12 protein-coding genes and 2 tRNA genes are annotated in these 14692 nt (G+C 52.0%); all 14 read left to right on the forward strand.

Annotation, left to right across the window (positions count from 1 at the left end):
- Nucleotides 1–351 precede the first annotated feature (351 nt).
- On the forward strand, nucleotides 352–1611 hold the full coding sequence (gene rho / locus CNE01S_RS20780; RefSeq protein WP_008455558.1) for a transcription termination factor Rho: 1260 nt from the start codon (nucleotides 352–354) through the stop codon (nucleotides 1609–1611).
- 234 nt (nucleotides 1612–1845) lie between these two features.
- Complete coding sequence (gene wecA / locus CNE01S_RS20785; protein WP_061278193.1) at nucleotides 1846–2937, forward strand: UDP-N-acetylglucosamine--undecaprenyl-phosphate N-acetylglucosaminephosphotransferase; 1092 nt, start codon at nucleotides 1846–1848, stop codon at nucleotides 2935–2937.
- 22 nt (nucleotides 2938–2959) lie between these two features.
- Nucleotides 2960–4006 carry an ECA polysaccharide chain length modulation protein gene (gene wzzE, locus CNE01S_RS20790; protein ID WP_061278196.1) on the forward strand — a complete coding sequence of 349 codons (1047 nt, stop codon included), beginning with the start codon at nucleotides 2960–2962 and terminating at the stop codon, nucleotides 4004–4006.
- Nucleotides 4007–4068: 62 nt separating this feature from the next.
- Complete coding sequence (gene wecB, locus CNE01S_RS20795) at nucleotides 4069–5199, forward strand: non-hydrolyzing UDP-N-acetylglucosamine 2-epimerase (protein WP_061278221.1); 1131 nt, start codon at nucleotides 4069–4071, stop codon at nucleotides 5197–5199.
- Complete coding sequence (wecC, locus tag CNE01S_RS20800) at nucleotides 5196–6458, forward strand: UDP-N-acetyl-D-mannosamine dehydrogenase (protein WP_061278199.1); 1263 nt, start codon at nucleotides 5196–5198, stop codon at nucleotides 6456–6458. The genes wecB and wecC overlap by 4 nt, the downstream gene beginning before the upstream one ends.
- A 6-nt stretch (nucleotides 6459–6464) precedes the next feature.
- Nucleotides 6465–7142: a dTDP-4-amino-4,6-dideoxy-D-galactose acyltransferase gene (gene rffC, locus CNE01S_RS20805; RefSeq protein WP_061278202.1), complete on the forward strand. Its 678-nt coding sequence runs from the start codon at nucleotides 6465–6467 to the stop codon at nucleotides 7140–7142.
- 4 nt (nucleotides 7143–7146) lie between these two features.
- Nucleotides 7147–8277, forward strand: coding sequence for a dTDP-4-amino-4,6-dideoxygalactose transaminase (rffA, locus tag CNE01S_RS20810; RefSeq protein WP_061278205.1), 1131 nt, complete (start codon nucleotides 7147–7149; stop codon nucleotides 8275–8277).
- Between the two features lies 1 nt (nucleotide 8278).
- On the forward strand, nucleotides 8279–9529 hold the full coding sequence (gene wzxE, locus CNE01S_RS20815; protein WP_061278208.1) for a lipid III flippase WzxE: 1251 nt from the start codon (nucleotides 8279–8281) through the stop codon (nucleotides 9527–9529).
- Complete coding sequence (locus CNE01S_RS20820; protein ID WP_061278210.1) at nucleotides 9526–10605, forward strand: TDP-N-acetylfucosamine:lipid II N-acetylfucosaminyltransferase; 1080 nt, start codon at nucleotides 9526–9528, stop codon at nucleotides 10603–10605. Before wzxE ends, CNE01S_RS20820 begins: the two co-directional genes overlap by 4 nt.
- Entirely contained in the window at nucleotides 10602–11963 is a 1362-nt protein-coding gene (gene wzyE / locus CNE01S_RS20825) for an ECA oligosaccharide polymerase (protein WP_061278211.1), read from the forward strand. The genes CNE01S_RS20820 and wzyE overlap by 4 nt, the downstream gene beginning before the upstream one ends.
- A gap of 11 nt (nucleotides 11964–11974) precedes the next feature.
- The gene (gene wecG / locus CNE01S_RS20830; RefSeq protein ID WP_061278213.1) at nucleotides 11975–12715 is read left to right on the forward strand and encodes a lipopolysaccharide N-acetylmannosaminouronosyltransferase; all 741 of its coding nucleotides are present in this window, start codon (nucleotides 11975–11977) and stop codon (nucleotides 12713–12715) included.
- Nucleotides 12716–12971: 256 nt separating this feature from the next.
- Nucleotides 12972–14357, forward strand: coding sequence for a bifunctional threonine/serine APC transporter ThrP (thrP, locus tag CNE01S_RS20835; protein ID WP_061278216.1), 1386 nt, complete (start codon nucleotides 12972–12974; stop codon nucleotides 14355–14357).
- A 114-nt stretch (nucleotides 14358–14471) separates the two neighbouring features.
- Nucleotides 14472–14548: transfer RNA gene (locus CNE01S_RS20840), tRNA-Arg, on the forward strand.
- Nucleotides 14549–14605: 57 nt separating this feature from the next.
- Nucleotides 14606–14681, forward strand: a tRNA-His gene (locus CNE01S_RS20845).
- The last annotated feature ends 11 nt before the right edge of the window (nucleotides 14682–14692 follow it).

The raw sequence follows: 14692 nt of genomic DNA on the forward strand, positions 1-14692 counted from the left end.
GCCGGTGCGTGCCGTACTTGCATTTTTTTGCGAGCTGCTGGACGCCCGGCGTCACACATGCTAAGTTACCTATGACTTCGCTTTGAACTTGCCCTTAAGTTTGAATCTTTGTATTACCTTAATGCTTCCCGTTCGCTGTCAAATCAACTCTCTTTTACAGCAATCACAACGGACGCATAACCGAATTCGGGCTTATCACCCATTCCGTCTCGTCGTTTCAGTTCTGCGTATTTCCTATGACCAGGCAGCGATCAGACATGTGTGGTAGCCACTAAACAGGCACGGATGACCCTGCCATACCATTCACGAAACTAAGTTCGAGATTTACCCCGAGTTTAAGAACCCACCATTATGAATCTTACCGAATTAAAGAATACGCCGGTTTCTGAGCTGATTACTCTCGGCGAAAATATGGGGCTGGAAAACCAAGCCCGCATGCGCAAGCAGGACATCATTTTCTCCATCCTGAAGCAACACGCTAAGAGTGGCGAAGATATCTTTGGTGACGGTGTGCTGGAGATACTGCAGGATGGATTTGGTTTCCTCCGCTCCGCAGACAGCTCCTACCTCGCCGGTCCCGACGACATCTACGTTTCTCCCAGCCAAATCCGCCGTTTCAACCTTCGCACAGGGGATACCATCTCCGGTAAGATTCGTCCGCCAAAAGAAGGCGAACGCTACTTTGCGCTGCTGAAGGTCAACGAAGTTAACTACGATAAGCCGGAAAACGCCCGTAGCAAGATTCTGTTCGAAAACTTAACGCCCCTGCATGCAAACTCTCGTCTGCGTATGGAGCGTGGTAACGGTTCTACCGAAGACTTAACCGCTCGTGTACTGGATCTGGCATCGCCAATCGGTCGCGGCCAGCGTGGTCTGATCGTGGCGCCGCCAAAAGCCGGTAAAACCATGCTGCTGCAGAACATTGCGCAGAGCATTGCTTATAACCATCCAGACTGCGTGCTGATGGTTCTGCTGATCGACGAACGCCCGGAAGAAGTGACCGAGATGCAGCGTCTGGTTAAAGGTGAGGTTGTTGCTTCCACCTTTGACGAACCAGCCTCTCGCCACGTTCAGGTTGCCGAAATGGTTATCGAGAAGGCGAAACGACTGGTTGAGCACAAGAAAGACGTTATCATCCTGCTCGACTCCATCACTCGTCTGGCGCGTGCCTACAACACCGTAGTACCGGCTTCCGGTAAAGTCCTGACCGGTGGTGTTGACGCTAACGCCCTGCACCGTCCAAAACGTTTCTTCGGTGCTGCACGTAACGTGGAAGAGGGCGGTAGCCTGACCATTATCGCCACCGCGCTTATCGATACCGGCTCTAAAATGGATGAAGTCATCTACGAAGAGTTTAAAGGCACCGGTAACATGGAACTGCATCTGTCCCGTAAGATCGCTGAGAAACGCGTCTTCCCGGCCATCGATTACAACCGTTCCGGTACGCGTAAAGAAGAGCTGCTCACCACGCAGGAAGAGCTGCAGAAAATGTGGATCCTGCGCAAAATCATTCACCCGATGGGCGAAATTGATGCTATGGAGTTCCTCATCAACAAATTGGCGATGACCAAAACCAACGATGACTTCTTCGACATGATGAAGCGCTCGTAAGCAACAAAAACTCGGGGAACGCCACGCTTAGTCGTGGCGTTTTTCTTTTCTGCTAGATACGATATGCATACGATGAATGTATTCGCTATCGTTATATTTCAAAATTCCTTTTGCCATGGAAACACTCCATCGCTAACAGTTTGTTCAGGGAGGAATTATGTTTAATCTCTTCGGGACAGTTGCATATTTCTACTATGCTGACTTTGCCCATAAATCTTGCAGAGACCTTTCACTGTGAATTTAGTCACCGCCGGAACTGACTTACTCCTAATTTTCATCTTTACTACCGCCTTTCTATTCATTGCACGTAAGGTAGCGAAGAGAATTGGCCTGGTTGATAAACCGAATTTCCGTAAACGTCACCAGGGGTTGATTCCCTTGGTTGGTGGGATCTCTGTTTACGCGGGCATTTGCTTTTCTTTCATACTCGGAAAGTACTACATCCCGCACGGCTGGCTTTATTTAACCTGCGCAGGCGTACTTGTTCTGATCGGTGCACTTGATGACCGTTTTGATGTAAGAGTGAAGATTCGAGCGTCAATTCAGGCAGTTATTGGCATCGTAATGATGTTCTATGGCAATCTGCATCTTAGCAGTTTGGGCTATATATTTGGTTCATGGGAACTGGTACTAGGCCCATTTGGTTATTTCCTGACGCTATTTGCCGTGTGGGCAGCGATCAACGCATTCAACATGGTTGATGGAATCGATGGCTTATTAGGTGGACTATCGTCAGTTTCGTTTGCTGCGATGGGCATCATTCTGTTCTTTGATGGTCAGTACAGCCTCGCGATGTGGTGTTTTGCCATGATCGTTGCCATCCTGCCATACATTCTGCTTAACCTTGGCGTGCTTGGCCGTCGCTATAAAGTCTTTATGGGAGACGCCGGCAGCACGCTAATCGGTTTTACCGTTATCTGGATCTTGCTGGAGACTACGCAGGGGCAAACACATCCAATCAGCCCGGTGACCGCATTATGGATCATTGCGATTCCGCTGATGGACATGATAGCAATTATGTATCGTCGCCTGCGCAAGGGCATGAGTCCATTCTCCCCGGATCGGCAGCATATTCATCATTTGATCATGCGTGCTGGTTTTACTTCAAGACAGGCGTTTGTACTGATCACCCTTGCTGCGGCGTTGCTTGCTGCCATTGGTGTTGCCGCTGAGTATCTACATTTTATCCCGGAATGGTTGATGTTGGCATTGTTCTTGCTTGCATTTGTACTATACGATTTTTGTATAAAACGAGCCTGGAAAGTGGCGCGTTTTATCCGGCGTCATAAACGTCGCACTCGCAGAAACAGCAACGTAAACATTTAGTCTGACTTGGATTGGGGAAGCGATGAAAGAGCATGTGCCACGTAATTACCCGGTAGTTGAGAATGAGCTGGATATTCGCGGCTTGTTTCGCACGCTGTGGCTGGGCAAATTCTGGATTATCGGAATTGCCTTTGTCTTTGCCCTTATTGCGCTGATTTACACCTTTTTAGCGAAACAAGAGTGGAGTGCAACGGCGATCACCGACCGCCCGACGGTCAATATGTTGGGCGGCTACTATTCTCAACAGCAGTTCCTGCGCAACCTCGATGTGAAAGCCAATATGGCGACGACAGATCAGCCTTCGGTCATGGATGAAGCGTACAAAGAATTCATCGTGCAGCTTTCAGCCTATGATACCCGCAGGGATTTCTGGTTACAGACGGATTACTACAAGCAGCGTCAGGTGGGGAACAGCAAAGTCGATGCCGCACTGCTGGATGAGATCGTCGATAATATTCAGTACACGCCCGGCGACAGCGCTCGCAACATCAGTGATAGCGTAAAGCTGGTGGCTGAAACCGCCGCTGATGCCAATAACCTTTTACGGCAATACGTCGCTTTTGCCAGCCAGCGTGCGGCTAGCCATCTCAATGAAGAGCTTTCCGGAGCCTGGGCAGCGCGTACCGTTCAGATGAAAGCGCAGGTAAAACGGCAGGAAGCTGTTGCGCAGTCTATCTACGATCGCAAAATCAAAAGCACTGAGCAGGCACTGAAAATTGCTCAACAGCAAAATATCACCCGAAGCGAAACGAACGTTCCCGCAGAAGAACTTCCGGATTCAGAAATGTTCATGTTGGGTCGCCCTATGTTGCAGGCTCGCCTGGAAAGCCTGCAGGCCGCAGGGCCGGATTTTGATATCGATTACGATCAAAACCGGGCGATGCTAAATACGCTGAATGTTGGGCCGACCGTCGATGCTCGTTTCCAGACCTACCGTTATTTACGCACGCCAGAAGAGCCGGTTAAGCGTGACAGTCCTCGTCGTGCGTTCTTGCTGATTATGTGGGGTGCGGTTGGGGCGCTTATCGGTGCTGGCGTAGCGTTAGCTCGCCGTCCAAAGACAGCGTAAGCCCTTCACCTGGTGGAGGAGCGATGGAATGTCTCCACCTTATTCAACATAAGAGAATCACCGTGAAAGTATTAACAGTTTTTGGCACGCGCCCGGAGGCTATAAAAATGGCCCCTCTGGTGGATGCGTTGGCAAAAGACGCGTTTTTTGACGCGAAAGTATGTGTAACGGCACAGCATCGTGAGATGCTGGATCAGGTATTACACCTTTTTTCTATTACGCCAGACTATGACTTAAATATCATGAAACCGGGGCAGGGCTTGACGGAAATTACCTGCCGTATTCTGGAAGGGTTAAAGCCTATTCTGGAATCCTTTAAGCCGGATGTTGTTTTGGTTCATGGCGATACCACCACTACAGTTGCGGCGAGCCTTGCTGCTTTCTATCAGCGAATTCCTGTCGGGCACGTTGAAGCGGGGTTGCGCACTGGCGATCTTTACTCCCCGTGGCCGGAGGAAGCAAACCGTACTTTAACCGGACATCTTGCTTCCTGGCATTTTGCGCCGACGGAAAATTCGCGTCAGAACCTGCTAAAAGAAAACATCAGCGAAGAAAAAATCTTTGTGACCGGCAACAGTGTGATTGACGCATTGTTGTCCGTTCGCGATCGAGTTCTGGCTCAAGAAACCGTGCGTCAGGAAATCGAGGCGAAACACCCTTTCCTCGATGCCAGGAAAAAAATGATTCTGGTTACCGGGCACCGTCGGGAAAGTTTTGGTGATGGTTTTGAGCGTATTTGCCGCGCACTGGCAAGAATAGCCGCGCAGAACAGCGATGTGCAGATAGTGTATCCGGTTCACCTGAATCCAAACGTCAGTGAGCCTGTGAGGCGTATTTTAGGGCATATCGAAAATGTGATTTTGATTGAGCCTCAAGAGTATCTGCCCTTTGTTTATCTCATGAATCACGCATGGCTTATTTTGACGGATTCCGGTGGGATTCAGGAAGAAGCGCCTTCTCTTGGGAAACCCGTTTTGGTGATGCGCGAAACCACCGAGCGTCCTGAAGCCGTTGCCGCAGGTACCGTACGGTTAGTGGGGACCGATGAAGAGAAGATTGTCGCCGAAGTCACCCGACTGCTCCGCGATGAGCAGGAATATAATGCGATGAGCCGTGCCCATAACCCTTATGGCGATGGCGAGGCCTGCAGCCGCATTTTAAATGCCTTAAAACAAAATCAGGTGAAATTATGAATTTTTCCACCATCTCCGTTATTGGTCTTGGCTACATTGGCTTACCAACCGCTGCCGCGTTTGCTTCCCGTCAACGTAAAGTTATCGGCGTGGACATTAATCAGCGAGCGGTGGATACCATTAATCGGGGTGAAATTCACATTATTGAGCCTGATTTAGACAAGGTCGTGAAATCTGCCGTTGACGCTGGGTACCTGAGCGCCACCGTGCAGCCCGTTGAAGCTGATGCTTATCTCATTGCTGTGCCGACCCCTTTTAAAGGCGATCATGAACCGGACATGGTTTATGTGAAATCGGCAGCAGAATCCATTGCACCTGTCCTGAAAAAAGGGGCGCTGGTCGTGCTGGAGTCAACTTCTCCTGTCGGCGCCACTGAGCAAATGGCGGAATGGTTAGCCGCCCTGCGCCCGGATTTGAGTTTCCCTCAACAAGCGGGAGAGCAGGCAGACATCAACATCGCCTATTGCCCGGAGCGCGTTTTACCGGGGCAGGTGATGGTTGAACTGATCAAAAATGACCGCGTCGTTGGCGGTATGACGCCGGTATGTTCTGCTCGTGCGAGCGAGCTGTATAACATTTTCCTCGAAGGGGAATGCGTTATTACCAACTCCCGCACCGCCGAAATGTGCAAATTGACGGAAAACAGCTTTCGTGATGTCAATATTGCCTTTGCCAACGAGCTCTCACTGATTTGTGCGGATCAAGGGATCAACGTCTGGGAATTGATTCGCCTTGCCAATCGCCATCCGCGCGTGAATGTGCTGCAGCCTGGGCCCGGCGTCGGGGGGCACTGTATTGCGGTAGATCCGTGGTTTATCGTTTCGCAGAACCCTGAACAAGCCCGTCTTATCCGTACCGCACGAGAAGTGAATGACGGCAAGCCTTTATGGGTGATTAACCAAGTCAAAGCCGCGATAGCCGACTGTCTGGCTGAAACGGGCCGCCGGACCAGCGAACTGACTATTGCCTGTTTTGGCCTTGCCTTTAAGCCAAACATAGACGATTTGCGCGAAAGCCCGGCAATGGAAATTGCTGAACTGTTGGCCGAATGGCACGGCGGTAAAACGTTGGTCGTCGAACCTAATATCCATACGCTACCGGCGAAGCTTGCTGGCCACTGCGAATTAACCTCACTGGAAGCCGCCCTTGGCCAGGCTGATGTGCTGGTGATGTTAGTTGACCATAAAGAATTTAAAGCTGTTCCCGCAGATAAAGTGCGTCAGCCGTGGATTATCGATACCAAAGGCGTTTGGCGATAACCCAATATGAACCCGATTCATGCAACCCTGGCCCCGCTGGACTGGGAAAATCGTTTCTTTGGCGTAAATAGCAGCGTGGTTTGCTTCTCTGAGCAAGCCCCTGCCCTGCAGGAAGAGCAGTTAAGTACATGGTCGCGCATTCAGGCAAAAATCCCCGCTCATCGCACCGACTGGCTGGATGGTTTGCAGCAGCTTGGCTTTCAACTTGTTGAGGGTGAAGTCGATTTAGCGCTTTCCGTTGGCACGCAAAATGCAAATATTCACGTCGATATCGCGCAGCCCGAAGATATTCCCGCGCTTCGCCAGGCGGCTTCCCAGGTGTTCACGCAAAGCCGATTCCGTGCGCCGTGGTATAAGCCTGACGACAGCGGTCGTTTCTATGCCCAATGGATCGAAAATGCCGTGCTTGGCACGTTTGATCATCAGTGCCTGATGCTGCATAACCGCGAGAAGCGGCAGGGCTTTGTGACCTTACGGCAACTGAATGCTGGAGAGGCCAGAATTGGTCTGCTTGCCGGGCAGGGCTTAGGCGAGGAACTGATGGCTGCTGCGCAAGACTGGTGTCGTCAGCGTGGTTTACAAACTCTGCGGGTGGCAACTCAAGTGAGTAATACCGCCGCGCTGCGTCGCTACATTAAAAGCGGTGCCACGATAGAAAGCACCGCCTTCTGGTTTTACAGGTGAAAAAATGATCCCATTTAACGCTCCGCCGGTCGTAGGAACAGAACTCGAATACATGCAGTCCGCCATGGGCAGCGGCAAACTGTGCGGAGACGGTGGTTTTACCCGCCGCTGCCAGCAGTGGATGGAGCAGCGTTTTGGCAGCAAGAAAGTTCTGCTCACGCCGTCATGCACCGCATCGCTGGAAATGGCCGCTATCCTGCTGGATATCAAGCCTGGCGATGAAGTGATTATGCCGAGCTATACCTTTGTTTCAACGGCTAATGCCTTTGTACTTCGGGGCGCTGTCATCGTGTTTGTAGACGTACGTCCTGACACCATGAACATCGATGAAACCAAAATAGAAGCGGCGATTACTGAAAAAACTCGCGCTATTGTGCCGGTTCATTACGCAGGCGTGGCTTGTGAAATGGACACCATCATGACCATCGCGAAAAAACATAACCTGTTTGTGGTGGAAGATGCCGCGCAAGGCGTGATGTCTACCTATAAAGGCCGGGCACTAGGCGCGATTGGCCACATCGGGTGCTTCAGTTTCCATGAGACAAAAAATTATACTGCCGGTGGTGAAGGTGGCGCGACGCTGATTAACGATCCTGCTTTAATCGAGCGCGCGGAAATCGTCCGTGAAAAAGGCACCAACCGCAGCCAGTTCTTCCGTGGGCAGGTGGATAAATACACCTGGCGTGATATTGGCTCAAGCTATCTGATGGCAGACCTACAGGCCGCGTACCTTTGGGCGCAGCTCGAGGCGGCAGAGAAGATTAATCAGCAGCGCCTTAAACTGTGGCAAATCTATCATGATGCGCTTGCACCACTGGCTAAAGCCGGACGCATAGAACTGCCTGTTGTCCCGGAAAACTGCGTGCAGAACGCCCATATGTTCTACATCAAGCTGCGTGATATTGAAGATCGCAGCGCGCTGATTTCCTACCTGAAAGAAGCGGAAATCATGGCGGTGTTTCACTATATTCCGCTGCATGCCTGCCCAGCCGGGGAAAAGTTTGGTCGATTCCATGGGAAGGATCGCTTCACCACTCGTGAAAGCGAGCGCCTGCTCCGCCTGCCGCTGTTCTACAACTTATCGTCGGTGAACCAACGCACCGTTATCAATACGCTGCAAAGTTACTTCTCCTGAGATGTCGTTAGCTAAAGCTTCAGTGTGGACCGCCGGATCCACGCTGGTAAAAATTGGTGCCGGATTGCTGGTGGTCAAAATGCTGGCCGTGGCCTTTGGCCCATCGGGCGTGGGGCTTGCCGGAAACTTCCGCCAAATGGTTACCGTGCTGGGTGTACTTGCCGGTGCGGGTATTTTTAACGGCGTCACCAAGTACGTTGCCGAACATCATGACAACCCGGAGCAGCTAAAGCGGGTGCTGGGCACCTCCTCGGCAATGGTGATCGGATTCTCTTCCCTGCTGGCGGTGATATTCGTTCTTGCCGCACGGCCAATCAGCATCGGATTGTTTGGCCATGCGGACTACCAGAACCTGGTTCGTCTGGTGGCACTGGTCCAGATGGGCATCGCCTGGGCAAACCTGTCGCTGGCGATTATGAAGGGATTTCGTGACGCCGCAGGTAACGCCCTGGCACTGATTGCGGGCAGCGTTATTGGCGTGCTGGCTTATTATGCTTGCTATCGTTTAGGGGGTTACCAGGGGGCGTTGTTAGGTCTGGCTTTGGTGCCTGCGTTGATTGTTATCCCTGCTGTCGTCATGCTTGTGAGGCGTGAGCATGTTCCGCTGAGCTACCTGAAGCCGAGCTGGGATAAGCTGCTGGCCAGCCATCTCGGCAAGTTTACGCTCATGGCGCTGATCACCTCAGTCACGCTTCCCGTGGCCTATGTGATGATGCGAAACCTGCTCGCGGAACATTACAGCTGGGACGAAGTCGGTATCTGGCAAGGGGTAAGCAGTATTTCAGATGCTTATCTGCAGTTTATTACGGCATCTTTTAGCGTTTATCTGCTGCCCACGTTGGCCCGCCTGAAGGAAAAAAGTGCCATCACGCGAGAAATCGCGCGTTCGCTAAAGTTTGTTCTGCCCGCCGTGGCGGCGGCAAGTCTGACCGTCTGGCTGTTGCGTGATTTCGCCATCTGGCTACTGTTTTCACCAAAATTCAGCGCCATGCGTGATTTGTTTGCCTGGCAGCTGGTGGGGGACGTGCTGAAGGTGGGGGCCTATGTGTTTGGCTATTTGGTTATCGCAAAGGCATCGCTGCGTTTTTATATTTTGACTGAAATCAGTCAGTTTGCTCTGTTAACTGGCTTCTCGCGCTGGTTGATTCCCGCCCACGGCGCACTGGGGGCGGCTCAGGCTTATATGGCTACTTATATTGTTTATTTTGCGCTCTGCTGTGGCGTTTTCCTTATTTATCGTAGACGAGCATGACAACACTGATTCACGTATTGGGATCTGATATCCCTCATCACAATCAGACGGTATTGCGTTTCTTTAACGACGTTTTAGCCGCCACGACTCCTCATGCACGAGAGTTTCTCGTGGCGTCCGGGGATCACACTCTGTTGTCCGCTTTTCCAGCGTTGTCGATCGGCCTTTACCCTTCGAAGCAGGCCATTGCCGCAGAGATTCTGGCTAGAGCGCGGGCAAACCGGCAGCAGCGTTTCTTTTTTCACGGGCAGTTTAACAGCAGCCTCTGGATTGCGCTGTTAACCGGAGGCCTGAAGCCAGAGCAGATGAACTGGCATATCTGGGGGGCCGATCTTTATGAGGTTTCCCGCAGCATTAAGTTTCGACTTTTTTACCAGCTCCGCCGTTTTGCCCAAGGGCGAGTAGGGCGCGTTTTTGCCACGCGCGGGGATTTAAGCTATTTCCACCAGCGCCACCCGCGGGTGCCAGGTGATTTACTGTATTTCCCAACCCGCATGGACTCAGGCCTCAATGCGATGGCTGACGATCGGCAACGGAGCGGGAAGTTAACGTTGCTGGTAGGAAACTCCGGCGATCGCAGTAACCGGCATGTTGATGCCCTCAAAGCCATTCACCAGCAATTTGGCGACACGGTGCGCGTTGTTGTGCCAATGGGTTACCCCGCGAACAACGAAGCCTACATTGCTGAAGTAGAGCTGGCTGGCCGCGCTCTGTTTAGCCCGGAGAACATCCAGGTTCTGACGGAAAAAATGGCATTTAATGACTATCTGGCGCTGCTGCGTCAGTGCGATCTCGGCTACTTTATCTTTGAGCGCCAGCAGGGGATTGGCACGCTGTGCCTGCTGATTCAGGCGGGTATACCTTGTGTGCTGAATCGTAAGAATCCGTTCTGGCAGGACATGGTCGAGCAGCATATTCCGGTGCTTTTTACCGGGGATGCACTTGATGAAGCGACCGTGAGGGAAGCCCAGCGCCAGTTACGTTTACTGGATAAACAAAGCATCGCTTTCTTTAACCCTAACTATATTGATGGGTGGCACCACGCGCTGAGCATCGCGGCAGGAGAGCAAAAATGAGTCTGACACAGTTTGGCGGGTTATTTGTTGTCTGGTTCCTGTCGGTCGGGTTTATCGGGTTACTGACGTATCAGGAGTTTCGCCGCGTGCGGTTCAACTTCAACGTCTTCTTTTCTCTTCTTTATTTACTGACCTTCTTCTTTGGTTTTCCGTTCACTTGTACCCTGGTGTTCCGCTTTGGAGTCTCAGTGGTGCCGGCAGACGTGCTGTTGCAGGCTCAGCTTGCGGCAGCGTGCTTCTACGGTATTTATTATGTGACCTATAAAACCCGGCTCAGGGCGAAGGCTGGGCATAAAGAGCGGCGACCGTTGTTTACCATGAACCGGGTAGAGACGCACCTGACGTGGCTGATGCTGGTGCTGGTGGCTTTGGTCAGCGTCGGCATTTTCTTCGCCCATAACGGCTTCTTGCTGTTTAAGCTGCACTCTTACAGCCAAATCTTCTCCAGTGAAGTGTCAGGCGTCGCGCTTAAGCGTTTCTTCTATTTCTTTATTCCAGCCATGCTGGTGGTGTACTTCCTGCGTCAGGACAGCCGGGCGTGGATTTTCTTCCTGGTCAGTACCGTCGCTTTTGGCCTGTTGACGTACATGATTGTTGGCGGGACGCGCGCTAACATCATTATTGCCTTTGCCATTTTTCTGTTTATCGGGATTATTCGCGGCTGGATCTCGCTCTGGATGCTGGCGGCGGCGGGCGTACTGGGTATCGTCGGGATGTTCTGGCTGGCGCTTAAGCGCTACGGATTGAACGTCAGCGGGGACGAAGCGTTTTACACTTTCCTTTATCTGACTCGCGATACGTTCTCTCCGTGGGAAAACCTTGGTCTGCTGCTGCAAAACTACGACAAGATCGAGTTCCAGGGGCTGGCGCCTATTATTCGCGATTTCTACGTATTTATCCCAAGCTGGGTATGGCCAGATCGCCCCGGTACGGTGCTTAATACCGCGAACTACTTTACCTGGCAGGTGCTGAATAACCATTCGGGACTGGCGATTTCCCCAACGTTGATTGGCTCGCTGGTGGTGATGGGGGGCGTGTGGTTTATTCCTCTGGGTGCGGTTGTCGTCGGGCTGATTATCAAATGGTTTGACTGGCTGTACGAGCTGGCGAACAGGGAAAGTAACCGCTATAAAGCCGCAATTATCTACGCGTTCTGCTTTGGTGCGATTTTCAATATGATCGTTCTGGCCCGTGAGGGGTTGGATTCTTTTGTTTCTCGGGTGGTGTTCTTCCTCGTTATTTTTGGCGCCTGCCTGCTCGTGGCAAAACTACTTTACTGGCTATTTGAAAGCGCAGGGCTCATTCATCAACGCCTGCGCCGCGTGCCTGCGCCTGCTGCCGACACGCAAAATGCATGACAAGGATATTCATGAACAACTCTACTGAAGCCCCTTCCTATAACATCCGCGGCCTGAACCTGCTGGGGTGGCGAGATATGCAGCATGCGCTGGATTATCTCTACGCGGGAGGCAACTTGCGTCAGGGGACGTTAGTGGCAATCAACGCCGAAAAAATCCTGACGGCAGAAGATGATAAGCAAATTCGCGGTCTTATCGCCGCCGCGGAATACAAATATGCAGACGGTATCAGCGTCGTTCGCTCCATCCGTAAGAAATTCCCGGAAGCCGTGGTGAACCGCGTTGCCGGTGCCGATTTGTGGGAAGCCTTGATGCAGCGTGCGGGTCAAGAAGGTACACCGGTATTTTTGGTGGGAGGCAAGCCTGAAGTCCTGACACAAACCGAGGCTAAGCTTAGGCAGCTCTGGCAGGTCAATATTGTAGGCACTCAGGATGGCTATTTTACGGACGAGCAGCGGGCAGCATTATTTGAGCGCATCCATGAAAGTGGCGCGGCGATTGTCACGGTAGCGATGGGATCTCCGCGCCAGGAAATCCTGATGCAGGCATGCCGGGAAGTGCATCCCCAGGCACTTTATATGGGCGTTGGTGGCACGTATGACGTGTTTACCGGGCATGTAAAGCGGGCGCCAAAGGTCTGGCAAAACTTCGGTCTGGAATGGCTATACAGATTGCTGTCCCAGCCGACCCGAATCAAACGGCAACTCCGACTGCTGCGTTATCTGCGCTGGCATTTGACCAACAAGCTTTAAACCCTCCAACGCGCTCACCCGGGCGCGTTTTGCTTTCTCTGCGCAATTTTCCACCAGACTTATGCCAATTTGTTACGCAGTTATTTGTAATTTTGTAAAAAATACGGAACCATTGCGCCCACTCGATGCAGTGCCGTAGTGATGTTGCGCCAGCAAATCTCTTGCCGACGCTGCATGGCCTGTTATTGAGCCTGGCAACAACCAAACACAATAACCGGTAAAAACCGGAGTAAAGCAAACACAATACAGAGGATTTATGGCAGAGAAAAAAGCAGAGCTGCAGCGCGGGCTGGAAGCTCGACACATTGAACTTATCGCCCTGGGAGGAACCATCGGTGTTGGCCTGTTTATGGGCGCCGCCAGTACCCTCAAATGGGCCGGGCCGTCGGTATTGCTGGCGTACATTGTTGCGGGCCTGTTCGTGTTCTTCATCATGCGTTCAATGGGGGAAATGCTGTTCCTTGAACCTGTAGCCGGTTCCTTCGCCGTCTATGCTCATCGTTATATGAGTCCCTTTTTTGGGTATCTGACGGCCTGGTCTTATTGGTTTATGTGGATGGCGGTTGGTATTTCCGAAATCACGGCAATTGGGGTCTACGTCCAATATTGGTTCCCGGATCTTCCCCAGTGGCTGCCGGCCATTTTTGCTGTCGGCCTTGTGGCGCTGGCAAACCTTGCGGCGGTCCGCCTGTACGGTGAAATAGAGTTTTGGTTTGCGATGATTAAAGTCACGACCATTATCGTGATGATCGTCGTGGGCCTGGGCGTTATCTTCTTTGGTTTTGGAAATCATGGCCAGGCGATTGGCTTCAGCAATCTGACAGAGCATGGCGGCTTTTTTGCAGGCGGCTGGAAAGGGTTTCTGACCGCATTGTGTATTGTTGTCGCGTCCTATCAGGGTGTGGAACTCATCGGTATCACGGCCGGCGAGGCGAAGAACCCGCAGGTCACCTTGCGCAGTGCCGTAGGGAAAGTGCTGTGGCGTATTCTGATTTTCTATGTGGGCGCAATTTTCGTTATTGTGACTATCTTCCCGTGGAACCAGATTGGCACCACCGGCAGCCCGTTTGTGCTGACCTTTGCGAAAATCGGTATCACGGCGGCGGCAGGAATTATTAACTTTGTTGTTTTGACGGCGGCATTGTCTGGCTGTAACAGCGGTATGTACAGCTGTGGACGTATGCTCTACGCCCTGGCGAAAAACCGCCAGCTCCCGGCTAAAATGGCGAAGGTTTCCCGTAGCGGTGTGCCTGTCGTAGGGGTGGCTGTTTCTATCGTTATTTTGCTGCTTGGCTCCTGCCTCAACTACATCATTCCCAATCCGCAGCGCGTTTTCGTTTATGTCTACAGCGCCAGCGTATTGCCCGGAATGGTGCCGTGGTTTGTTATCCTGATTAGCCAGATTCGCTTCCGTAAGGCGCACCGTGAGGTCATCGCCAGCCATCCGTTCCGCTCCATTCTATTCCCGTGGGCGAACTACCTGACTATGGCCTTCCTTGTGTGCGTTCTGGTGGGTATGGGGCTGAACGAAGACACGCGGATGTCGCTGACGGTTGGGGTTATTTTCCTGGCTGCCGTGACGTTGGTTTATAAGGTATTTGGCCTGAATAAGTACGCCACCAGTGAAAAACTGAACGGATAAGCATCAGGATGCGCAAAGCATAACCAAACGCGCAGTTTTGCGCATATTTTATTGAAATAACCACTAGACAGCTGAGCACGAAGCCCGTATTATCCGACCCCGCAACGGCGCTACGCGCCCGTAGCTCAGCTGGATAGAGCGCTGCCCTCCGGAGGCAGAGGTCTCAGGTTCGAATCCTGTCGGGCGCACCATTTATAATGGCGCTAGAGCTGCGGTGGTATCATATACCGCGTGAAAGTTTTACAGTGGTGGCTATAGCTCAGTTGGTAGAGCCCTGGATTGTGATTCCAGTTGTCGTGGGTTCGAGTCCCATTAGCCACCCCATTAATTTAGAT

The sequence above is a fragment of the Cedecea neteri NBRC 105707 = ATCC 33855 genome (assembly GCF_001571265.1).
GTDB lineage: Bacteria > Pseudomonadota > Gammaproteobacteria > Enterobacterales > Enterobacteriaceae > Cedecea > Cedecea neteri.

Coding starts and splice junctions, on each gene's coding strand:
- rho (WP_008455558.1), top strand. CDS start 352: ATGAATCTTACCGAATTAAAGAATACGCCGGTTTCTGAGCTGATTACT.
- wzzE (WP_061278196.1), top strand. CDS start 2,960: ATGAAAGAGCATGTGCCACGTAATTACCCGGTAGTTGAGAATGAGCTG.
- wecC (WP_061278199.1), top strand. CDS start 5,196: ATGAATTTTTCCACCATCTCCGTTATTGGTCTTGGCTACATTGGCTTA.
- rffC (WP_061278202.1), top strand. CDS start 6,465: ATGAACCCGATTCATGCAACCCTGGCCCCGCTGGACTGGGAAAATCGT.
- rffA (WP_061278205.1), top strand. CDS start 7,147: ATGATCCCATTTAACGCTCCGCCGGTCGTAGGAACAGAACTCGAATAC.
- wzxE (WP_061278208.1), top strand. CDS start 8,279: ATGTCGTTAGCTAAAGCTTCAGTGTGGACCGCCGGATCCACGCTGGTA.
- CNE01S_RS20820 (WP_061278210.1), top strand. CDS start 9,526: ATGACAACACTGATTCACGTATTGGGATCTGATATCCCTCATCACAAT.
- wzyE (WP_061278211.1), top strand. CDS start 10,602: ATGAGTCTGACACAGTTTGGCGGGTTATTTGTTGTCTGGTTCCTGTCG.
- wecG (WP_061278213.1), top strand. CDS start 11,975: ATGAACAACTCTACTGAAGCCCCTTCCTATAACATCCGCGGCCTGAAC.
- thrP (WP_061278216.1), top strand. CDS start 12,972: ATGGCAGAGAAAAAAGCAGAGCTGCAGCGCGGGCTGGAAGCTCGACAC.